Source organism: Monashia sp. HAY1-5C (assembly GCF_056755255.1).
In genome coordinates this window covers 1-21755 of the sequence record NZ_JBPGXG010000077.1, presented here as the reverse complement: position 1 = coordinate 21755, position 21755 = coordinate 1, and the positions used below count along the sequence as shown (strand labels likewise).

The 21755-nt window shown below is 74.7% G+C and carries 19 protein-coding genes and 3 riboswitches; of the genes, 10 read left to right on the top strand and 9 right to left on the bottom strand.

From position 1 onward, the window contains the following. The coding region (locus ACR9ZK_RS12920) for a magnesium chelatase ATPase subunit I (protein WP_481342331.1) at positions 1–1338 on the bottom strand (1338 nt) is incomplete at its 3' end. A 76-nt stretch (positions 1339–1414) separates the two neighbouring features. Beyond that, a riboswitch (cobalamin riboswitch) is annotated at positions 1415–1478 on the bottom strand. A gap of 352 nt (positions 1479–1830) precedes the next feature. Then, complete coding sequence (locus ACR9ZK_RS12915) at positions 1831–2643, bottom strand: hypothetical protein (protein WP_481342330.1); 813 nt, start codon at positions 2641–2643, stop codon at positions 1831–1833. Between the two features lie 178 nt (positions 2644–2821). Here ACR9ZK_RS12915 and cbiE point away from each other — a divergent pair, with 178 nt between their 5' ends. From cbiE to ACR9ZK_RS12885, 6 genes are all read left to right on the top strand, one after another. Further along, positions 2822–4102 carry a precorrin-6y C5,15-methyltransferase (decarboxylating) subunit CbiE gene (cbiE, locus tag ACR9ZK_RS12910; protein ID WP_481342329.1) on the top strand — a complete coding sequence of 427 codons (1281 nt, stop codon included), beginning with the start codon at positions 2822–2824 and terminating at the stop codon, positions 4100–4102. Next, entirely contained in the window at positions 4099–4854 is a 756-nt protein-coding gene (locus ACR9ZK_RS12905; RefSeq protein WP_481342328.1) for a cobalt-precorrin-4/precorrin-4 C(11)-methyltransferase, read from the top strand. Before cbiE ends, ACR9ZK_RS12905 begins: the two co-directional genes overlap by 4 nt. A gap of 71 nt (positions 4855–4925) precedes the next feature. After that, positions 4926–5111, top strand: a riboswitch (cobalamin riboswitch). 29 nt (positions 5112–5140) lie between these two features. Then, on the top strand, positions 5141–5338 hold the full coding sequence (locus tag ACR9ZK_RS12900) for a CbtB domain-containing protein (protein ID WP_481342327.1): 198 nt from the start codon (positions 5141–5143) through the stop codon (positions 5336–5338). A gap of 7 nt (positions 5339–5345) precedes the next feature. Next, positions 5346–6140, top strand: coding sequence for a CbtA family protein (locus ACR9ZK_RS12895; protein WP_481342326.1), 795 nt, complete (start codon positions 5346–5348; stop codon positions 6138–6140). After that, positions 6137–6541 carry a hypothetical protein gene (locus ACR9ZK_RS12890; RefSeq protein ID WP_481342325.1) on the top strand — a complete coding sequence of 135 codons (405 nt, stop codon included), beginning with the start codon at positions 6137–6139 and terminating at the stop codon, positions 6539–6541. The genes ACR9ZK_RS12895 and ACR9ZK_RS12890 overlap by 4 nt, the downstream gene beginning before the upstream one ends. Before the next feature lie 68 nt (positions 6542–6609). Continuing rightward, positions 6610–7170 (top strand): NYN domain-containing protein, encoded by a 561-nt coding sequence (locus ACR9ZK_RS12885; RefSeq protein WP_481342324.1) that lies wholly within the window; start codon positions 6610–6612, stop codon positions 7168–7170. Positions 7171–7195: 25 nt separating this feature from the next. Here ACR9ZK_RS12885 and ACR9ZK_RS12880 read toward each other — a convergent pair whose 3' ends face one another. The 4 genes from ACR9ZK_RS12880 to ACR9ZK_RS12865 are packed head-to-tail and all read right to left on the bottom strand — an operon-like array spanning position 7196 to position 11412. After that, positions 7196–8758: a precorrin-2 C(20)-methyltransferase gene (locus tag ACR9ZK_RS12880; protein ID WP_481342323.1), complete on the bottom strand. Its 1563-nt coding sequence runs from the start codon at positions 8756–8758 to the stop codon at positions 7196–7198. Beyond that, a complete protein-coding gene (locus ACR9ZK_RS12875; RefSeq protein WP_481342322.1) occupies positions 8755–9417 on the bottom strand; it encodes a precorrin-8X methylmutase in 663 nt (220 codons plus the stop codon). Before ACR9ZK_RS12875 ends, ACR9ZK_RS12880 begins: the two co-directional genes overlap by 4 nt. Then, entirely contained in the window at positions 9414–10589 is a 1176-nt protein-coding gene (locus ACR9ZK_RS12870) for a precorrin-3B synthase (RefSeq protein ID WP_481342321.1), read from the bottom strand. The genes ACR9ZK_RS12875 and ACR9ZK_RS12870 overlap by 4 nt, the downstream gene beginning before the upstream one ends. A gap of 46 nt (positions 10590–10635) precedes the next feature. Beyond that, a complete protein-coding gene (locus ACR9ZK_RS12865) occupies positions 10636–11412 on the bottom strand; it encodes a GNAT family N-acetyltransferase (RefSeq protein ID WP_481342320.1) in 777 nt (258 codons plus the stop codon). A 121-nt stretch (positions 11413–11533) separates the two neighbouring features. Next, positions 11534–11611, top strand: a riboswitch (cobalamin riboswitch). 58 nt (positions 11612–11669) lie between these two features. On the opposite strand from ACR9ZK_RS12865, the gene cobN reads away from it, so the two are divergent. Next, a complete protein-coding gene (gene cobN, locus ACR9ZK_RS12860; protein WP_481342319.1) occupies positions 11670–15425 on the top strand; it encodes a cobaltochelatase subunit CobN in 3756 nt (1251 codons plus the stop codon). 102 nt (positions 15426–15527) lie between these two features. Continuing rightward, the gene (locus tag ACR9ZK_RS12855; protein WP_481342318.1) at positions 15528–16523 is read left to right on the top strand and encodes a patatin-like phospholipase family protein; all 996 of its coding nucleotides are present in this window, start codon (positions 15528–15530) and stop codon (positions 16521–16523) included. Between the two features lie 153 nt (positions 16524–16676). Here ACR9ZK_RS12855 and cobF read toward each other — a convergent pair whose 3' ends face one another. From cobF to ACR9ZK_RS12840, 3 genes are all read right to left on the bottom strand, one after another. Next, complete coding sequence (gene cobF / locus ACR9ZK_RS12850; protein WP_481342317.1) at positions 16677–18044, bottom strand: precorrin-6A synthase (deacetylating); 1368 nt, start codon at positions 18042–18044, stop codon at positions 16677–16679. Continuing rightward, entirely contained in the window at positions 18041–19573 is a 1533-nt protein-coding gene (locus tag ACR9ZK_RS12845; protein ID WP_481342316.1) for a cobyric acid synthase, read from the bottom strand. The genes cobF and ACR9ZK_RS12845 overlap by 4 nt, the downstream gene beginning before the upstream one ends. Positions 19574–19707: 134 nt before the next feature. Continuing rightward, positions 19708–20391, bottom strand: a complete 684-nt coding sequence (locus ACR9ZK_RS12840; RefSeq protein WP_481342315.1) for a PadR family transcriptional regulator — start codon at positions 20389–20391, stop codon at positions 19708–19710. A 374-nt stretch (positions 20392–20765) separates the two neighbouring features. Here ACR9ZK_RS12840 and ACR9ZK_RS12835 point away from each other — a divergent pair, with 374 nt between their 5' ends. Next, positions 20766–21200: an ATP-binding protein gene (locus tag ACR9ZK_RS12835; protein WP_481342332.1), complete on the top strand. Its 435-nt coding sequence runs from the start codon at positions 20766–20768 to the stop codon at positions 21198–21200. Between the two features lie 13 nt (positions 21201–21213). Further along, the coding region (locus ACR9ZK_RS12830) for an AAA family ATPase (protein ID WP_481342314.1) at positions 21214–21755 on the top strand (542 nt) is incomplete at its 3' end.

Below are 21755 nucleotides of genomic sequence, written 5' to 3'. Positions count from 1 at the left end.
CCCCCCCCCCCCCCCCCCCCTCTCCAAAACAAAAAACCACCCCCCAGATGTAGCTCCGTCTCGTGGGCTCGGAGATGTGTATAAGAGACAGGGGGGGCACGGGGGCACCTGGTCCGCAGGTCCGTGGTCCGAGGCCGCGTCGTCCGCCGGGGCGCCCTCGCCGTCGGTCGGGCCGTCACCGGTCGGGCCGTCACCGGGACCCTCCGGCTGCGGCTCGGGGTCGGGCTCGGGGTCGTCGTCACCGAGGAGCCGGTCGAGGAGGTCCTCGTCGATGCCGGGGGCGTCGAACGGGTTGCGGCGTCGGCGGTGGGGCAACGCCAGCCGGGCGGCCGCCCGGACGTCGGCGCGGGTGACGACGGTGCGCCCGCTCCAGGCGGCGTGGGCGACGGCCGCGCGGGCCGTGACGATGTCGGCTCGCAGCCCGTCGACCTCGAAGCCGGCGCACACCTCGGCGATCCGCGTGAGCACCGTGTCGGGCAGCACCACGTGTCGGACACGCTCCCGGGCGGCGGCGATGCGCCCCCGGAGGCCCTCCTGCTCGGCCTCCCAGCGGTGCGCGAACCCCGACGGGTCGGCGTCGAAGGCCATCCGGCGCCGCACCACCTCGGCCCGAAGGGCGGGCTCGCGCGGGGCCGCGACCTCGACGGTGAGCCCGAACCGGTCGAGCAGCTGCGGGCGCAGCTCGCCCTCCTCGGGGTTCATCGTGCCGACGAGGACGATGCGGGCCGCGTGGGAGACCGAGACACCGTCGCGCTCGACCGTCGTCCGGCCCATCGCGGCGGCGTCGAGGAGCAGGTCGACGAGGTGGTCGTGCAGGAGGTTGACCTCGTCGACGTAGAGGATGCCGCGATGCGCCGCGGCGAGCAGCCCCGGCTGGTAGGCGGCCTCACCCCGGCCGAGGGCGCGTTCGAGGTCGAGGGAGCCGACGACGCGGTCCTCGGTGGCCCCGATCGGCAGCTCGACGAGCCGGGCGCGACGCGTCTCGGCGTGGCCGCCGGTGGCGTCGGTGCCGCTCGGGTCCGCGGCGGCGTGCGGGCCGTCCGGGCAGCCGGGGTCGGGGTCGGCGGGGTCGCAGCCGAACCGGCAGCCCGCGACGACGTGCAGCGCGGGGAGCACCGCCGCGAGGCCACGGACCATCGTCGACTTGGCGGTGCCCTTCTCGCCACGCACGAGGACACCGCCCACCTCGGGCGACACCGCCGTGAGCACGAGGGCGAGGGCCAGGTCGTCGGAGCCGACGACGGCCGAGAACGGGAACGTGGTGGCGGTGGGGACCGGTGCGGTCCCGCGGGCCGCGACGGGGGCGAGCGTCGCGGGGTCGGTCGAGCCGTCGTGCATGCGTGGCCTCCTGCGGGTGCCTCGCCCGCGTGGTCGTCCGGACCGGCCCGGCCGGGCACGGTCGGCGACGGATGACGTCCTGGCTCCCCCGCAGGCGGGGTTCACAGTGGCGGGACCGCTCCGGACTCTCACCGGATTCCTCGCCCGTCGCCACCGCGCAGTCTGCCAGAACGCCGACCCGGCGAGGCCCCGAGCCCGCTCGGTGATCGCCCGGTCCCTCACGCTCTGCCCCGGGAACCGGGGCAGCTGGGAAGTGCGATGGTGCTCATGCCGGGTCCCTCACGCTCTGCCCCGGGAACCGGGGCAGTTGGGAGGTGTGATGGTGCTCATGCGGGGTCCCTCACGCTCTGCCCCGGGAACCGGGGCAGTTGGGAGGTGCGATGGTGCTCATGTCGGGTCCCTCACGCACTGCCCCGGAAAGCGGGGCAGTGCGTGAGGGAAAGGCGCTTTGGTGCTCGGGGTCCCGGCACCGGGCACCGGGTACCGACGCCGTCAGGCGGTGCGGGGCAGCGCGCCGTCGAGCGTCGCGTCGGTCTCGAGGGTGGCGTCGGTCCTGAGCGCCGCGACGATCGAGCGCCACAGCTGCCCGGCCGACACGCCGGAGAGGAACTGTCCCTCGGCATCCGCCTCGACCCTCAGGAGTCCGGCCGGGGTGTCGAGCCAGGCCAGACGTCGGGTGGTCGTCGTGGTCCCGACGGCCTGGGCGACGTCGATGCCGCACGCCTGCCACCGGCCCGAGCGCAGCGAGGCCGCGACGACCGGCCACGCGAAGGCGGCGCCGACCAGACCCTCGGCGGCGTCGGCACGGCTGCGTGCCTCGCGGGTCAGGAGCGCATCGAGCAGGTCCGGGTGGGCGCGTCCGCCGCGCCCCTCGAGACGAGGGCGCGGCTGGAGGTCCGTGAGGCGCACCACGGTCGCCGCGACGAAGTCCTCGTCGACCTCGAGAAAGTCGTGCATCCCGTCGCCCCGGTCCACGAGCAGGGCCGAGACGCTCCCGAGCCACCCCTCGTGCAGCCACGTCCCGTCCGGCGTCGACACCTCGACCTGCAGGCGGGCCCGTGGCTCCTCCACGGTGCCGAGGCCGGCCCGGACGAGTGGGTGCGCCCGACCCCCGACGGCGACCCCGGAGGCGACGAACGGCACGCCTCCGGCCGGGTCGCCGGGCGAGGCGTCGGTGCTGCGGCCGGGCCCCAGGTGGTCGACGAGGGCGAAGAACGTGTCCGTGTCGGCGCGGAGCCGCGCCGTCGACGCGTCGAACTCGAGGGTGCCGGTGGGGCCCGCTGGGTGGTGGTCGTACGTGTGCATGCTCGTGCCTGCCCTCTTCCCCCGGGGGACTGCTCCCCGTGCGATGCCTCGCCCCCGTCGAGTGCCGTGCGAAGCAATGATGGGGCACATCCACCTCGCGTGGACGGTTACGGGCGTCGATGGTGCGCAGGACGACCGACTCCGTGCGGGGCCCTCGATCGGCGCTAGGGTCGCGGGCGTGATCGAGGTGGTCGGGGTAGGTGCGTCCGGGCTCTCGTCGCTCGATGCCGGTGCGCGCCGGGTCGTCGACGAGGCCGACGTCGTCGTCGGTGGGGTGCGGCACCTGGAGATGCTGCCGACACCGTCGGCCGGTTCCTCCGCGCGGTCCCGGGTCGAGCTCGTCCCGTGGCCCTCGCCCCTGTTGCCGGGCCTGCGCGAGGTGCTCGACCGCGTGGCGGGCAGCCGCGTCGTCGTGCTGGCGAGCGGGGACCCGCTCGTGTCCGGCATCGGGTCCACCCTCGTGGCTGCGCTCGGCACCGACGCCGTCCGGATCCACCCGGGTGTGTCCTCGGTGGCCCTCGCGCGCGCCCGGATGGGCTGGTCCGGCGAGGAGTCGGACGTCGTGACGCTCGTCGGTCGCGACGTCGACCGCCTGCGCCGCGACGTCGGGCCCGGACGCCGGCTCGTCGTGCTGACGAGCGGCGTCGACGCACCGGAACGGGTCTGCGCCCTGCTCGCCGACGAGGGGTATGCGTCGAGCCGGGTGACGGTGCTGGGACACCTCGGCGCCGACGAGGAGACGCGGGCCGACGGCGTCGCCGGCAGCTGGACCGCCGGGCCTGCGCCCGCGCTCCACCTCGTCTGCGTCGAGTGCGTGCCGGACGCCGGGTCGCGGCCCCGCTCCCTCGCGCCGGGGCTGCCCGACGACGCCTTCGAGCACGACGGTCAGCTGACCAAGCGCGTCGTCCGTGCGGCGGCGCTCGCCCATCTCGCGCCCCAGCCCGGCGACGTGCTCTGGGACCTCGGCGCCGGCGCCGGCTCCGTCGGCATCGAGTTCGCCCGCCAGCACCCGCGCAACCACGTCGTCGCCGTCGAGCGGGACCCGGTCCGCGCGGCCCGGGTGCGCGCCAACGCCAGGCGCCTCGGGGTCCCCGGCCTCGAGGTCGTCGAGGCGGACTCGGCCGAGGTCGTCGGCCACCTCCCGCGACCGGACGCCGTCTTCGTCGGTGGTGGCGCGACGGCCCGCGTCGTCGACGACGCGTGGGCCGCCCTCGCACCCGGGGGTCGCATCGTCGTCCACGGCGTCACGGTGGAGACGGAGCTGCTCCTGCACGATGCCCGGGCCCGCCTCGGCGGGGCGCTGACCCGCATCGCCGTCGAGGACCTCGAACCGCTCGGGTCGCTCACGGGTTGGAAGCCCGCCCGCGCCGTCGTCCAGTGGTCCGCCACGAAACCCACGGAGCCCACGGAGCCCCCGGAGCCCCCGGTGCCCCCGAAGCCCACGGAGGAACCCGCATGACCGTCCACTTCATCGGTGCGGGTCCCGGTGCCGCGGACCTGCTCACCCTGCGGGCAACGCGTCTCATGCAGCGGTCGGCCGTGTGCCTCTACGCCGGCACCTACATCGGCGCGGAGGTCCTGTCCCACTGCCCGGACGACGCGACGCTCGTCGACACCCAGCACCTGTCCCTCGACGAGATCGTGGGGCACTGCGTCGAGGCCCACGCCGCCGGCCACGACGTCGCGCGACTCTGCTCCGGGGACCCGTCGATCTACTCGGCCGTGGCCGAGCAGACCCGCCGCCTGGACCGGGCGGGGGTGCCCTGGGACGTCACGCCCGGGGTCCCTGCGTATGCCGCGGCGGCCGCCCTCGTCGGCCGCGAGCTGACCGTGCCGGAGGTGGCACAGTCCGTCGTCCTGACCCGCGCGCACCGCGACTCGACGGCGATGCCCGCGACCGAGGCGCTCGCCACCTTCGCCGGCACGAGGGCCACGCTCGTGCTGCACCTCGCGATCCGGCACGTCCGTCGCATCGCCGCAGAGCTCGTCGGGGACTACGGGTCGGGCTGCCCCGTCGTCGTCGTCGCGAACGCCGAGCAGCCGGACCAGCTCGTCCTGAGTGGCACCCTGGCCGACATCGCCGACTCGGTCGAGGAGGCGGGCCTGCGTCAGGCCGCCGTCATCCTCGTCGGGCACGCCCTCGGCGCCCGCGAGACCGACGACTTCGTCGACTCCCACCTCTACGGAACGCGAATCACCGGTCCACAGTAGGTCTCTCGCCGGAGTGCTGCCTCGCGACATCTCGTGAACGCGGCGGCGATGGCGTCGACGGGCGTCGTGTGTCAGGATGCGACTGCCGCAGTGCACGGGAAGTCGGTGTGACTCCGACGTGGTCCTCGCCACTGTGACCAGGGAGCAAGTCCCCACCACCGCCACTGACGACCGCAGGTTGACGCCGGGTCGCCGGGAAGGCTGGGGAGGAGCGTCGATCTGGAAGCCAGGAGACCGGCTGCGGCGTGATCTGTCCACGAGGCATGGAAGAAAGGGTCCCTCGACCATGGCCACTGCTGCCGTCCTGTCCGCCACCACCCGCGTCCGCGTCCCCGTGTGGGCGTGGGCCCTGCTCGCGTTCGCCGTCTTCACGCTGTACTTCCTCGTGCAGGAGAACGGCGCGATCCTCAGCTCGACGAACGCCCAGATGCTGCACGAGCTCACGCACGACGCTCGCCACGCCCTCGGCGTCCCCTGCCACTGACGTGGGGGTGTCCTTCGGCTCCGTGCTGCGGCGCGGGGTCCTGGCCGGCGTGTGCGCGGGCCTCGCCTCGGCTGCCGTGATCTGGCTCGTCGTCGAGCCGGTCATCCGCCGCGCGCTCGCCATCGAGGAGGCGCGCGGCGAACACGCCCACGGCGGAGGGCAGTCCGCTCTCGGCCTGCCCGCGTCACTGCTGGCTCACGGCGACGAGCCGCTCGTCTCGCGGACCGCCCAGGTCGTCGTCGGCGGCATCACGGCCATCCTCGTCGGCGTCGCCGTCGGCGTCGTCTTCTCGGTCGTCTTCGCGCGCATGCGGAGCCGCCTGCCGGGTCGCGGCGACCTGGGCCGGGCGCTCGTGCTGGCGGCGGTCGGCTTCGCGGCCGTCAGCCTGCTGCCCGCGCTGAAGATGCCGGCCAACCCGCCGGCCGTGGGAGACCCCGCGACGGTGACCCGCCGCACCATGCTCTACGGGATCGTGCTGCTGCTCGGCATCGCCATCGCCCTGGCCACGAACTCGTTCGACCGCTGGCTCACCGGGCGCGTCAGCGGGTCGACCCGGTGCGCGCTCGACATCGGCGCCGTCGTCGTCGGTCTCGTCCTCGTGTTCGTCCTCGTGCCGGGCACGCCCGACGTCATCCCGTCGGACGTGCCGGCCGGGCTGATCTGGGACTTCCGTCTCGCGTCGCTGGCCCAGCTCGGCTCGATGTGGCTCGCGCTCGGGGTCTCGTTCGGGCTGCTCATGGAGCGGGGGGAGCGCCGGCGCACCGAGGGGTCCCTGCCCGACCGGGAGCCGGTCGCCGCGTGAACCGCTCCGGCGAGCGGCTCTGCATCGTCCGCGCCTGCCGCGACTGCTGCTGCGGGTCCGAGGCCAAGCACCCGGGTGTCGACCACGACGGGCTCCTCGCCCGGCTCGAGACCGGCACCCGGGGCCGCGCCCGGGTGCTGCGCAGCGCCTGCCTGCTCGCGTGCGACGAGTCGAACGTCGTCGTCGTGTCGCCGTCGCCGATCGGCCGCAGCCAGGGCGGGCGAGCCGTGTGGCTGCGCCGGGTCCTCGACGCGGCGGCCGTCGACGCCGTGGCCCTGTGGGTGCGGCGTGGTGGTCCCGGCGTCGTTCCGCCCCCGGACGAGCTCGCCGCGTCGGTGTTCGCGCCCTCCAGCCTGTCGGTGACCTACGCCCCGGCCGAGGCCACGCCGTCGGGCGTGTGACGCCGACGCCCCGAGGGGACCGCGCCGTCGGCGCAGGACGGCTCGACGCCGAGCCGTAGGGTGAGCTCATGTCGGACGCCTCCCGCACCACCTACGTCCTCGTCGACGGCGAGAACATCGACGCCACGCTCGGCACCTCGATCCTCGGGCGGCGTCCGCGCCCCGAGGAGCGGCCGCGGTGGGAGCGGCTGCTCCAGTTCGCCGAGGAGGAGTGGGGCCAGCCCGCCCAGGGCCTCTTCTTCCTCGCGGCGAACTCCGAGCTGCCGATGGCCTTCGTCCAGGCCCTGCTCGCGATCGGCTACCGGCCCGTGCCGCTGTCCGGCGCGCCGGGTCAGAAGGTCGTCGACATCGCGATCCAGCGCACGCTCGTCGAGCTCGGCGGCCGGGAGGCCGACGTCGTGCTCGTCAGCAACGACGGCGACTTCGTCGAACAGCTCGGCGACCTCCTCGACGGCCGCCGCGCCGGCGTCGTCGGCTTCACCGAGTTCCGGAACAAGGGCTTCGAGGCGCTGACCGGCCGCGGCCTGCAGACCTTCGACCTCGAGTACGACGTCCTCGCGTTCAACACGCACCTGCCGCGCGTGCGGATCATCCCGATCGACGAGTTCGACCCGACGCAGTTCCTCTGAGCCGCAGCTCGGCTCGCCCGATGCGTCAGTCGACGAAGCGCGGCGTCCAGACCTGCCCACCCGGCGTGACGCGCGTGCGAGTGGCGCCGACCATGACGAGGCACTTCATATCGATCGACGTGGGGTCGAGCTCACCGAGCGTCGTGACCGTCAGGGACTCCTCGGCCCTCCCGACGTCGCGACCGACGACGACGACCTGCTCGGGGCCGCGCACGGCCAGGAGCAGCTCGCGCGCCCGTGCCACCTGCTCGGTGCGGCTGCGTGAGGCGGGGTTGTAGATCGCGATGGCGAGGTCGGCCTCGGCCATCGCGCGCAGCCGGGCGGCGACGACGTCCCAGGGCTTGAGCCGGTCGGACAGCGAGATGACGGCGAAGTCACCGCCGAGAGGAGCCCCGGCCCGCGCGGCGACGGCCTGGGCGGCGGTGACCCCGGGCACGACCCGCACCGGGACGTCGCCGTACCCGAACGTCTCCGCTGCCTCGAAGACGGCCGACGCCATGCCGAACACGCCGGCGTCACCGCCCGACACGACGGCCACGCGCTCGCCCTTGCGGGCCAGCTCGAGGGCGTCGCGGGCGCGGTCCATCTCGACGGTGTTGCCGGACGCGTGCCGGGTCAGGCCGACCCGCTGCGGCACCCGCGCGACATAGGGGGCGTAGCCGACGACGTGGCCGACGCCGGCCAGCACTGCCGACGCCTCGGGCGTGAGCCACCGCTCGGGGCCCGGGCCGAGGCCGACGACGACGACCTCGCCGACGCCGCCGACGTCGCCCCTGTCCGGAGAACCTTCTACCGCAGGCGAGCTCGCCACGGAGGACGCTGCACGGCCCGCGGCGTCGGCGCGCAGGTCGCGTCCCGGCACGACGACCATCGACATGTACGGCACGGTGGAGGCGTCGACGTCGGCGACGGGCAGCACCCGCTCGGCGTCGCTGCTGGCCCGCTCGACGTACCGCGCCTCCGCGAGCCGGCCCGCCTGTCGCAGCGCCTCGCGGACGTTCTCGAACGTGCGGCCGAGCTTCATGACGACGGCTGCCTCGGTGTCCGCGAGCCGGCGGGCGAGCTCGGGCACGGGGAGCGTCCCGGGCAGGATCGTCAGGACGTCCTCGTGGCGGCACAGCCCCGTCGCGACGGCGGCCGCCGACCCGCTCACCGACGTCACGCCGGGCACGACCGCGGTGTCGTAGCGGTCGGCGAGGCGGTCGTGCAGGTACATGTACGTGCCGTAGAAGAGCGGGTCTCCTTCAGCGAGGACGACGACGTTGCGGCCCGAGTCCAGATGGGCCGCAAGGCGGTCGGCCGACGCGTCGTAGAAGTCGGCCATGAGCCCGTGGTAGCCGAGGGGGTGGTCGGTGGTGCCCGTCGTCACCGGGTAGACGAGCAGCTCCTCGATGACGCCGTCGCGCACGTACGGGGCCGCGATGCGCCGGGCGATGGAGTCGCCGCGCGTGCCGCTGTGGAAGGCGACGACGTCGGCCTCGGCGATGAGCCGGGCCGCCTTGACGGTGACGAGCTCGGGATCGCCGGGGCCGACGCCGACGCCGCGGAGCCGGCCGGGCGGTGTTGCGGCGCTGGGGACCCGGGTCACAGCTCCTCCTCGCGGGCCAGGGCGTTGACGGCCGACGCCGCGAGCGCGGAACCGCCGCGCCGGCCGTGGACGACGAGCCACGGGATGCCGAACGGGTTCCGGGCCAGCGCGACCTTCGACTCGGCCGAGCCGATGAAGCCGACCGGGATGCCGACGACCGCCGCAGGGCGTGGACCGCCGTCGGCGACGAGCTCGAGGAGGTGGAAGAGGGCCGTGGGGGCGTTGCCGATGGCGACGACGGCACCCTCCAACCGGTCGCCCCACAGCGAGACGGCCGCCGCCGAGCGGGTCGTGCCCCACGCGCGCGCCAGGTCCGGGACGCGCTCGTCGCGCAGGGTGCACACGACCTCGTTGTCGCGCGGCAGCCGGGCACGGGTGATCCCCGAGGCGATCATGTGCGCGTCGGTGAGGATCGGCGCCCCGGCGCGCAGGGCGGTCCTCGCAGAGCGCACGAGGTCCGGATGGACGGCGATGTGCTCGGTCAGGTCGACGTCGCCGCTCGCGTGCACCATCCGCACCGCCACGACCCGGGCGTCCTCGGGCAGGTGGTCGAGCCGTGCCTCGGCCCGGATCGTCGCGAACGAGCGACGGTAGATCTCCTGGCCGTCGGTCTCGTACGCGTAGCGCCGCGTCGGTGGTCGGCTCGCATTCGTCGTCACGTCCACGACGTCTCCGATCCTCGGTTCGAGTGGTCACGGTGCCCGCGCTCGAGGGCCGCGAGCGCGTCCGACGGCGTCCGCGGCGCGAGGACGTCGACGAACGGGCCGGCGGGGGTGCCGCACCGGCGCTCGCACCCGCTGACGTGGACCGGCAGGTCCCCGCCCGGCATCCCCCCGGCCGGCAGGCTCGCGGCGAGGGAGCGGGCGACGCCCCGGGTGTCGACGTCGGTGCGGGCGCAGCCCGGCGCGCCCGTGCAGGCGTGCAGGCGCACCCACGGCGAGCCCGGCGTCGTGACGAGGCCGGCATCCTCCAGCAGGTGGAGCGCCCCTGCCCCGTCGGGCACGACGAGGGAGCGCCACGGCGTCACGACCACGTCGTCCACGACTTGGGACAGCGCGTCCACGTGGTGGCGGGTCAGCAGCCCGAGCGGCACCCCGACGACCGCATGGGCGCCGACGCGACCGACGGGCCGGGGCGCGCGCGGAGGCAGGGTGAGGTCGAGCGGGGGTGTGCGGAGCCGTCCGGCCAGCTCCCGCACGTGCCAGGCCGAAGAGCCGGAACGAGCTCTGGCCGTGAGGAACTCGCGTGCGAGCCCCGCCACGGTGGCCGCGGCGCGGTCGAGGCCGACGACCAGTCCGTGGTCCGGCGAGCCGACGAGGACCGCCACGCGCCCACCATCCAGGGCGAGCAGGCCGAGGTCGAAGGGCTCCCGGACGACGTCACCCCGGCCGTCGTCGAGGACGAAGAGGAAGCGTCCGGGCAGCCCGGCCAGCGACGGGTCGGCGCACACCGCCGCGTCGAGGGCACGGACGACGGGACGCAGGTCACACCGGCCGCGCGCGTCGAGGCCGGTCAGCGGCGACACGACGACGTTGCGGACGAGCTCGTGGGTCGGCGACGGGACCAGCCCGGTCGCGGCCACGGCCCGCCGCACGTCCTCCGGCACCGGGTCGGGCAGACCCCGCAGCTGCAGCGCCGCCCGTGACGTGAGCTGGATCGCCGGGTCCGGCTGTGCCGCAACGACATCGAGCAGCGCGGCGAGTGCCGGCACCGGGACCGGTCGACCTGCGGGCCGGACCCGCACGAGCGCTCCGTCAGCCGCGGCGAAGGGCCGCGAGACGCCCGGGCAGGCGTCGGCTGCCGTTCGGGGGCGGGTCTCCGGGGCGGTCACGCGGCACATCGTAGGCCCGGCTCGCCGGGGGCCGGGTGTCCGGTGCTCAGCCGCCCTCGGGTACCCACACGTACTGCGGGGTCTGGCACACCTCGACGAACCCGAGCCTTTCGTACGTCGGACGGCCCATCGCGGAGGCGATGAGCACCGCCTCCGTGCACCCCCGTTCGCGGCCGAGGTTCATCAGCCTGGCCGTCACGGCATACCCGACCCCACGCCGCCGCGCGACCTCGAGGGTCGCGATGTTGTAGAGACCGAGGGTGCGGCCGGTGAGGAAGCCGGAGCCGACCCCGACCGGCTCGCCGTCGACCCGGGCGACGACGTGGAAGGCGACGTCCGGCGCCAGCGAGGCCAGGGCCCGGGTCAGCGGCTCGGCGACCACCTCGGCGGGGAAGCCGAAGCCGGCCACCATGGTCTCGACGACCTCTGCCGTCACACCGCTCTCGTCGAGGGTCAGACCCGCGACGAGGGCTTCGTCGACGGGACCGTCGAGCGGCACGTGCATCCCGGGGTCGGCCTCCGGCTCGATGCCGCGCGAGCGGATCACCGCGTCCATCGCGGGCGTCAGGTGCGAGGGCGTGGCCCACCACAGGAACGGCAGGCCGCGGGCCCGGTACGCGTCGACGAGCGCCGCCGTCCGGTCGGCCTCGGTCCCGGCGGCGAACCGCGCTCCGGCGATCGCGTTGAACAGCGGGAACGCGACGTCGGAGGTGTAGGCGATGACGTCGGCGTCGGGCAGGCGGGTGACCACGCCGCTGTCGGCGAAGAGCCGGCACAGCGCGATGAGGTTCTCCTCGACCGCGGCGGCCCGGGAGTCGGTCACCCTCGCACGGTAGCCGCGCGTCGGGTGGGCCCGCAGGCGAACGCGGACGGCGGGCGTGCCCGGACGGACGTCGCGCGCGCCCCCCGGGCACGCCCGCTAGGGTGGGCGCAGCGTCGTCGACCAGGAACCCGGTGCGAGCCCGGGACGGTCCCGCCACTGTGAGCCCGCCGCCGCGAGGGGGAGGGCGAGTCAGGAACTGCCGGCGACGCATCTCATCCCACCGACCGCGGGGCGTGGACACCCCGCCGAGGAGTCTCATGACGCGCACCCGCGCGGCCGGCGAGGACGCGTCCCGCGACGCCGCCCCGACCGGCCCCACCGCTCGCATCGCCCTGCTGTCGACGTCCGACACCGACCTGCTGTGCGCCCGCGGCAGCGGCGCGGACTACGTCGTGGCCAACCCGGCCCGCCCCGGGCACACGTCGATGGCCGAGGCCATCGAGGGAGCCGACATCGTCGTCGCCCGCATCCTCGGCGGCCCGCAGGACCTCTGCGACGGCTTCCGCCGCATCCGGGCCACCGGCGTCCCGCTCGTCGTCCTCGGTGGTGAGCAGACGCCGAACGCCGCGCTCATGGAGCTGTCGAACGTCGCCCCGGGCATCGTGGCGGAGGCGCACCGCTACCTCGCCGAGGGCGGCGCGGGCAACCTGCGCGAGCTGCACGCGTTCCTCGCCGACACGGTGCTGCTCACCGGTGAGGGCTTCGAGCCTCCGCGGACCCTGCCGACCTGGGGCGTGCTCGACCGCCCGGACGCCCCCGTCGGGGCATCGACCGAGGCATCGACCGAGGCATCGACCGACGACGCGACGCCGCGGCCCCGCATCGGCATCCTCTTCTACCGGGCTCAGCACGCGGCCGAGAACACCGCCTACGTCCACGCCCTCGCCGACGCGGTCGACGCCGCCGGTGGCGTCGGCGTCCCGGTGTTCGTGTCGTCGCTGCGCGACGCCCCGGAGGACCTCCTCGAGCACCTGCGCGAGTACGACGCCCTCGTCACGACCGTCCTCGCCGCGGGCGGGACGCGCCCGGCCACCGCCGGCGCCGGGGAGGACGACGACGCCTGGGACGTGCAGGCGCTCGCGGCCCTCGACGTGCCCATCGTCCAGGGCCTGTGCCTGACCTGGAGCCGCGCCGACTGGGAGGGCTCCGACGACGGCATGAGCCCGCTCGACGTCGCGACACAGGTGGCGGTGCCCGAGTTCGACGGCCGCATCATCGGTGGCGTCTTCTCCTTCAAGGAGACCGACGCCGACGGCCTGCCGCACTACGTGCCCGACACCGAGCGTTGCGCCCGCCTCGCCGCCCTCGTCGTCAACCACGCGCGGCTGCGGCACGTGCCGCCCGCCGAGCGACGCGTCGCCGTGGTCCTGTCGGCCTACCCGAGCAAGCACTCACGGCTCGGCAACGCCGTCGGCCTCGACACCCCGGTCTCGGTCATCCGGCTGCTGCGCGCCATGCGCGAGGCGGGCTACGACCTGGGCGCACCCGGCGACATCCCGGGCACCGGCCCGCTCGAGGCGGTCGAGGGCGAGGAGCCCGACACCACCGCGGGCAACGCCCTCATCCACGCGCTCATCGCCGCCGGCGGGCAGGACGAGGACTGGCTCACCCAGGAGCAGCTGTCCGGCCAGCCGGTGCGCATCCCGGCCGCCCGCTACCGCGAGTGGTTCGCCGAGCTGCCCTCCGAGCTGCGCGACGCCGTCACGGAGCACTGGGGCGAGGCCCCGGGCGAGGTCTTCGTCGACCGCGCCGGCACCACGGCCGACCCGGACGGGGAGATCGTCGCGGCCGCGCTGCGTGCCGGCAACCTCGTCGTCATCGTCCAGCCGCCGCGCGGCTTCGGCGAGAACCCCATCGCGATCTACCACGACCCCGACCTCCCGCCGACGCACCACTACCTCGCCGTGTACGGCTGGCTCGCAAGGGAGTTCGGCGCGCACGCCATCGTCCACATGGGCAAGCACGGCAACCTCGAGTGGCTTCCCGGCAAGAACCTGGCGCTGTCGGCGGCCTGCGGTCCCGACGCGACGATCGGCTCGGTCCCGCTCGTCTACCCGTTCCTCGTCAACGACCCCGGCGAGGGCGCGCAGGCCAAGCGCCGCGCCCACGCGACGATCGTCGACCACCTCGTGCCGCCGATGGCCCGCGCCGAGTCCTACGGCGACATCGCGCGTCTGGAGCAGCTGCTCGACGAGTACGGCAACGTGTCGGTCATGGACCCGGCCAAGGCGCCGGCGCTTCGTGCCGAGATCTGGTCGCTCATCAAGGCGGCCGAGATGCACCACGACCTCGGCCTGACCGACCGACCCGAGGACGACGACTTCGACGAGTTCGTCATGCACGTCGACGGCTGGCTCTGCGAGGTCAAGGACGTCCAGATCCGCGACGGCCTCCACGTTCTCGGCCAGGCCCCCGCGGGGGAGGGCCTGGCCGACCTCACCCTGGCGATCCTGCGCGCCAACCAGGTGTTCGCCGGGTCGACGGGGCTCGTGCCCGGTCTGCGCACGGCGCTCGGGCTCGCCGAAGGGGAGTCCGGGCGCACCTCCGTCGACCGGGCCGAGGCGCAGGCCTCCGCCCTCGTGCACGCGCTCGCCGACGCCGGCTGGGAGGCCGACGCCGTGCCCGCGGTCGTCGCGGCCACGCTCGACGAGTCCGAGAGCGTCGACCTCGAGGGCGTCCGGCGCTCGCTCGAGTTCGCCTGCCGTGAGGTCGTGCCGCGGCTGCTCGCGACGCGCGGCGAGATCGACGCCGTCCTGCACGCCCTCGACGGCGGCTACACCCCGGCGGGGCCGTCCGGCTCACCGCTGAGGGGCCTGGTCAACGTGCTGCCGACCGGCCGCAACTTCTACTCCGTCGACCCCAAGGCCATCCCGAGCCGCCTCGCCTGGGAGACCGGTCAGGCGCTCGCCGACGCCCTCCTCGAGCGGCACCGGGCCGACACCGGCGAGTGGCCGCGCTCGGTCGGCCTGTCCGTCTGGGGCACCTCGGCGATGCGCACGTCGGGCGACGACGTCGCCGAGGTCCTGGCGCTCCTCGGTGTCCGGCCCCGCTGGGACGAGATGTCACGCCGGGTCGTCGGGCTCGACCCCGTTCCGCTCGACGAGCTGGGCCGGCCGCGCATCGACGTGACGGTCCGCATCTCCGGGTTCTTCCGCGACGCGTTCCCGCACGTCATCGCGATGCTCGACGACGCCGTCCGCCTCGTCGCGGGCCTCGACGAGCCCGATGCCGACAACTACGTGCGCGCCCACGTGTCCGCCGACCTCGCCGAGCACGGCGACGCGCGTCGGGCCACGACCCGGATCTTCGGCAGCAAGCCCGGCTCGTACGGTGCCGGCATCCTGCCCCTCATCGAGGCGGGCAACTGGCGCACCGACGCCGACCTCGCCGAGGTCTACGCGACGTGGGGCGGCTTCGCCTACGGCCGCGACCTCGACGGCGCCCCGGCGCGCGGCGACATGGAGCGCTCGTACCGGCGGATCGAGGTCGCCGCCAAGAACATCGACACCCGCGAGCACGACATCGCCGACAGCGACGACTACTTCCAGTACCACGGCGGCATGGTCGCCACGGTCCGCGCGCTGACCGGGCGCGCGCCGCGGGCGTACGTCGGCGACTCGACGACGCCCGACGCCGTCCGCACCCGCAGCCTCACCGAGGAGACGGCGCGCGTCTTCCGGGCCCGTGTCGTCAACCCGCGGTGGATCGCCGCGATGCGGCGCCACGGGTACAAGGGGGCCTTCGAGCTCGCCGCCACGGTCGACTACCTCTTCGGCTTCGACGCGACGGCCGGCGTCGTCACCGACTGGATGTACGAGCAGCTCGCGCAGAGCTACGTCCTCGACAAGGAGAACCAGGACTTCCTCCGGCACGCCAACCCGTGGGCGCTGCACGGCATGGTCGAGCGGCTCCACGAGGCCGTCGACCGGGGACTGTGGGAGTCGCCGGACCCGCAGGTGCTGGCCGACCTCCAGCAGGTCTACCTCGACGTCGAGGGGGACCTCGAGGCCTGAGCCGCAACGCCTCCCCCGAGACTCGGCGTCCGGCGACCGCGCACCCCGCGCACGCGCACCCGCGCACGGTAAGACCGACCCGCGTCGGTACGACCAACGGTCATGACGCACACGACCACCGCCTTCGTGCTCTCCGGGGGAGGCAGCCTCGGGGCGGTCCAGGTGGGGATGCTGGCGGCCCTGGCCGAGAACGGCATCCGTCCCGACGTGCTCGTCGGCACCTCCGCGGGTGCGATGAACGCCGCCTGGGTGGCCGCCCACGGCCTGTCCCCGGCATCGCTCGACGACCTCGCCGCGGTGTGGGTCGGGCTGCGGCGCTCGGACGTCTTCCCGGTCGACGTCCGGCGGGTCGTGCGGTCCCTCCTCGGGTGGGGACCGGCCATGTCGACGGCCGACCGCCTGCGAGCCCTCGTCGTGCGCCACGTGGGTGACCTCGACCTGTCCGACGCCACCGTCCCGGTGCACTTCGTCGCAGCCGATGCCCTGACCGGACGGTCGGTGCTGGTCAGCGACGGCCCGCTCGCCGACGGTGTGCTCGCGAGCGCGGCCATCCCGGGGGTCTTCCCGCCCGTGGCCCTCGGCGGCCGGCTCCTCGTCGACGGTGCCCTGGCCGACCGGTCCGGCCTGAGCCACGCCGTCAGCCTCGGGGCGACGGAGACCTACCTGCTCCCCGCGGGCGCTCCGTGCGCGCTCGAGGAACCCCCCGGCTCTGCGCTCGGGATGGCCGTCCACGCGGTCGCCCTGCTCCTGGAACAGCGCCTGGTGGCCGAGGTCCGCTCCCTGTCCGGCCGTTCGCGGCTCCGGGCCCTGCCGCCGCTGTGCCCTCTTGCGGTGTCGGCCACCGACTTCGGTCACGGCGCCGAGCTCGTGGAACGCGGGCGTCGCAGCGCCCTCGACTGGCTCGCCGGTGGTGGCACCGAGCTGCCGGCGCCGGCCCGGTTCCTGAGGTTGCACGACCACCCGAGCCCCCGGTCGTGGCCGCCGGCTGAGGCCGGCGCGCCCGCCGGCCGAGCCGGAACCACGCACCTCGGACGGTCCCGTGCTCCGACGGCAGGGACAGCCCCGGCTCCAGGCGCTCAGCATTGCTCCGCAGGGTGAGCCAGGGAACGGCGGGAGGCGGTGAGCAGGGGCTGACCACGGTTGCACCGGAGCGCGCGGGACGGCGCGCGACCGTGTCGGGATCGCTGGCTCAGGTGGCGGAGCAATGCTGAGGGACCGCGTGATGGGGCGTGCCGGAGACCGTCGCCCCGGTCAGCTCGGACGGACGCGGGCCCACACGACCTCGTCCGAGCGGGTGCCGTCGGGGTTGACGAGACGTGCGGCGTGCACGCCCTCACGCACGTACCCGGCCTTCTCGGCGGCCCGGCCCGACGCGACGTTGTCGACCTTGTGGCCCAGCTCCAGCCGCACGATGTCGGTCTGGGCGAAGACCCACTCGGTCACGAGCACCAGCGCGCGCGTCGTGAAGCCGCGCCCCCGGAACGCCGGCAGCACGCCGTAGCCGACGAGCCCGACACCGGGTGGGCCGAGGGTGAGGACACCGATGAGCCCGGCACCCTCGCCCGTCGCCGCATCGACCATGACGAACCGGGCCGCCCGCCCCAGGCGCCACTCCCGGGGCGCGAGCGCGGCCCGTTGCCGCGCCTCGGCCTCGGTCATCGGCACGTCGGTGAAGCCCCACCGCAGCTGCTCGTCGTTGTTGTGCTCGCCGAGGACGACGGGCCAGTCCGAGGCCGTCACGGGTCGCAGGGTCAGGGTTCCGTCGGACAGCGACACGACCTCCGGGAACGCCGGGAGCGTCGGCCCGGCGTGAGCCGGGGTGGGCGAGCCCTCGGGGCCGCGCAGCAGGTACGTGTCCATGACCCACCCGTGGCGCTCGCGGGCGTCGGCGCGCACCCGGCGCACCTCGTCGAGGACGTCGGCCAGGCGGCCACGCACGAGCAGCTCGTCGGGCGTGCCGAGGTAGGCCCCCCAGAACAGCTCGAGGTCCGGTGCCACGTCGACGAGGCCCGCGCACGCGAGGCCGCCGTCGAGCATGACGACGACGTCGCCGAGCGACCCGTCGTACTCGTCGACGAGCCGGCGACCCGTGGTGACGTGGACCGGGGCCCCGATGCGGTTCAACGGGATCCGGTGCCGCGCGGCCAGCAGCTGTGGTGCGCTGATGCCGGGCAGCACGTCGTGCTCGACGCGCACACCCTGCGCGGCCCACCGGTCGACGAGGGCGTCCACGACGCGGATCGTGGAGTCGTAGAACGCGGGGTCGCCCCACACGAGGAAGCCGACGGTGTCCTCGCCCTCGGCGAGTCCGGCCACCACGGACGCGTACGCCTCGACGCGGGCCGCGTGCCAGTCGCGGACACCGCGGTCGTACGCACCGGCGTCGCGTTCGGCGTCGGGCCCGCGGTGCGGGTCGGGCACCTCGACGAAGCGGTAGGACGACCGGTCGGGGACGAACGCGTCGACCAGCGCCTGGCGTGCCTCGACGAGGTCCGCGGTGCGCTCGCCCTTGTCGGCGACGAGGAAGACGTCGACCGACGCGATGGCCGCGGCGGCCTCCCCGGTGACCTGCGCCGGGCTGCCCATGCCGATGCCGATCACGCGGATCCGCTTGATCACGAGACCTCCTCGTCGGCGGCGTGCCCGTTCCCCGCCCGCGTCAGGGCGATGAGCGCGTCGACGTCCACATGCTCCTCCAGGGCGTCGGCCAGGGTGTCGAGCATGTGCTCGCGCCGTTGCGCGAAGCCGGGAGCCGACGGGTCGGGCACCCACTGCGAGCCGACCGTGCGGGCGATCCGGCAGAGCCAGGCCCGGCGGAAGCCGTCGCTCTCGAAGGCGCCGTGCCACATGGTGCCCCACACCGATCCAGCCCTCCAGCCGTCGAGAAACCGCTCGGCCGACGCGTCCGCGCCCGGCGCCGCGGAGGCGATGCCGTGGTGGATCTCGTACGCGCCGTCGACGGCGTGCCCGCCCCACGACCCTTGCGGACGCGCCAGCACCTTGGCCGCGCCGAAGGCGACGCGGGTGGGCAGCAGGCCCAGCCCGGCGACCGTGCCGACGCGTCCCTCGACGTCGTCCTCGATGTGCTGCGCGAGCATCTGGTAGCCGCCGCAGATGCCGAGGACCGGCCGTCCGGCAGCGGCCCGGCGCACCACGACGTCCGCGAGGCCGCGCTCACGCAACCACTCGAGATCGCTTGCGGTGGAACGGGACCCGGGCAGCACGACGAGGTCCGCGGTGTCGACGACGGCGGGGTCGACGGTGACGAGGACGTCGACCCCGGGCTCGGCGGCGAGCGCGTCGACGTCGGTGGCGTTCGAGATGCGCGGCAGCCGGACGACGGCGACCTTGAGCCGGTCGCCGGCCGTCGCCGACAGGGCTGTCGACGCGCGCCAGTGCCCGACCTCGAGGGTGTCCTCGCTGTCCAGCCAGACGTCGAGCAGCCACGGGACGACACCGTGGAAGGGGACCCCGGTGCGCCGCGTGACCTCCTCGAGCCCGGGCTCGAGGACGGCGACGTCGCCGCGGAACTTGTTGATGACGAAGGACTTCAGCAGGGCCCGGTCGGCGTCGTCGAGGAGCGCCCACGTTCCGTACAGCGCCGCGAGGATGCCGCCCCGGTCGATGTCGCCGACGACGACGACGGGCAGGCCGAACTCGCGGGCGAGGCCCATGTTGACGTAGTCGCCCGAGCGGAGGTTGACCTCGGCGGGCGAACCGGCCCCCTCGCATACGACGAGGTCGTGGTCGTCGGCGAGCTCGCGGTAGGCGGCGAACGCGGCCTCGCGCAGGTGCGCGCGACCGGTCGCGTACTGCCCGGCCTCGAGCGTCCCGGCCGGTTCGCCGCGCACGACGACGAACGACCGGCGGTCGGTGCCGGGCTTGAGCAGGACGGGGTTCATCGCCGTCGTCGGTACGAGCCCGGCCGCCATGGCCTGCAGGTACTGGGCCCGCCCGATCTCGCCGCCGTCGGCGCACACCATCGAGTTGTTCGACATGTTCTGCGCCTTGAATGGGGCCACGCGCAGCCCGCGCCGCGCGAGCACCCGGCACAGGCCGGCGACGAGGACCGACTTGCCGGCGTCGGACGACGTGCCGGCGATGAGGAGCCCGGAGGGGCGGGAGTCGGCGGACGGGGACAGGGGCACGACGCCATCCTGCCCGACCGGGCGTCGACGCCCGGCCACGGTCCTCGCGGTCCTCGAGGTCCTCGAGGTCCTCGAGGTCCTCGCGGTCCTCGCGGTCCTCCCGTGACCCGGCGCACGTCCCGGTGTTCCGGCTCCTACTCGGGGTCGCCGTCGGCGAGCAGCTGGTAGAGGCGGCGCCGGGTCTCGGTGAGGATCTCGGCGGCCTCGGCCCGCTGCTGCGAGGTGCCCGTGGTGACGATCTGCCACATGGCGCCCATGACCTGGCCGACGACCGGCATGAGGTCGGTGCCGCTGCGGCGCTCCTGCTGCGGGGCGTCACCCTCGTCGGGCTCCTGGGGCTCCTCGAAGGGACGCCACGTGGCGGCCATCTCCTCGGCGTTCTCCTCGACGTAGCGGCGTCCCTCGTCGGTGAGGCGCAGGAGGCGCCGACCGTCGACGTCGCGCCCCTCGACGAGGCCCTCGTCCTCGAGCTGCTGGACGGTCGGGTAGACCGACCCGGGGCTCGGCTTCCAGGCGCCGCCGCTGCGCTCGGAGATCTGCTGGATCAGCTGGTAGCCGTTCATCTCGTCGCCCGCGAGCACCTCGAGGATGGCGGCGCGCACGTCGCCGCGTCGGGCGCGGGGACCACGGCGGCCGCCGAAGTCGGGGCCGAAGCCCGGGCCGCCGAAGTGGCGGACGAGCTCGGCGACCCAGGGCGGCGGGCCGGGGCGCCCGCGTCCGTGGCCGCCGGGCGGCCCCCAGGGGCGGGGGCCGGGGCCCCAACCGCCCCAGCCCTGGTCCCAGCCGGACTCGTGTCGGGTGTGTCGGTGTCCGTGCATCGGACTCTCCTTTCCTCGCGACCTGACGAACAGTCGCGATACGTTGACGATATATCGCGAACGGTCGGGAGGGAAGATCTTCTCCGCACGGATCGGCTCGGCGCCGGCCCGGACGAGCCACCGGTCTCGCAGCGTCTGGCGTGGTCTAGGCGCGGCGGTAGACACCGGGAGACAGCCTGAGCGTCACCGGAGCGTCGTCGGAGATTTCTCATGGTTCGTTGAGGTATGCAGCAGGTTTGGTTACGGTGCGACGGTGGCGGGGACACTTCTTCGCCGTGAGGAGGCTGGACGTGGCGACCAACCAGAGGAACGGTGCGGCGAACGGCAGGACCATGACGGCCGGCAGGCCCGCGCACATCTCGAGGAGGCCCGCGATGGCGGAGGGTGCCCCCGCGCCGACCGGTGAGAAGCGCACGATCCGTCTGCAGTGGGCGCCGTCCGCGGCCCCCCGCATCCGTCGCGAGATCGTCGCCGACCTCGTCGCCCGCAAGGTGACCCCCGACGTCGTCGACGAGGCCGAGATCGTCGTCAGCGAGCTCGTCGCCAACGCCGTGCGCCACGCCCGACCGCTGTCCGACGGCGCCATCCGCATCCACTGGAAGGTCAAGAACAACGTCGTCGAGGTGGAGGTCAGCGACGGCGGTGGCCCGACCGTCCCCCGCCCGCTGCCGCCGACGACGTGGGGGGCCGGCGGCCGGGGTCTGCGCATCGTGCGCTCGCTGGCCCACGAGTGGGGCGTCATCGACGACCCCAACGGCCGCACGGTCTGGGCCTCCCTCGGTGGGCCCTCCCGCCGCCGCTCGCACTGAGCCACCCGTCGGCATGACGCCGGCCCCCGAGCTGCCCGACCCGGCGCTCGTCGTGCTCGTCGGGGCGTCCGGCTCGGGCAAGACCACGTGGGCGCTCGCGCGGTACCGCCCCGCCGAGGTCGTCTCCTCCGACGCCCTGCGCGCCGTCGTCGGCAGCGGGGAGCACGACCTCGACGCGTCGACCGACGCCTTCGCCGTCCTCGAGACGGTCGTCGCGGCTCGCCTGGGACGACGCCTGACGACGGTCGTCGACACCCTCGGCACCGATGCGTCGCGCCGCGTCCGGTGGCTGGCCGCGGCCCGCGCCGCGGGGCTGCCGGCCGTCGCCGTCGTCCTCGACGCTCCGGCTGCCGTGTGTCGTGACCGCAACCGCTCCCGTGAGCGGTCCGTGCCGGCTCGCGTGCTGACGAGCCAGCTCGCTGCCGTCGCCTCCGCGCGCGACGGGCTCGCCACCGAGGGCTGGGACGCCGTGCACGTCGTCACGCCGGGCTCCACCGCCGCCCCGGACACCCCCACCCCTGTCTCTTATACACATCTGACGCTGCCGACGACGGA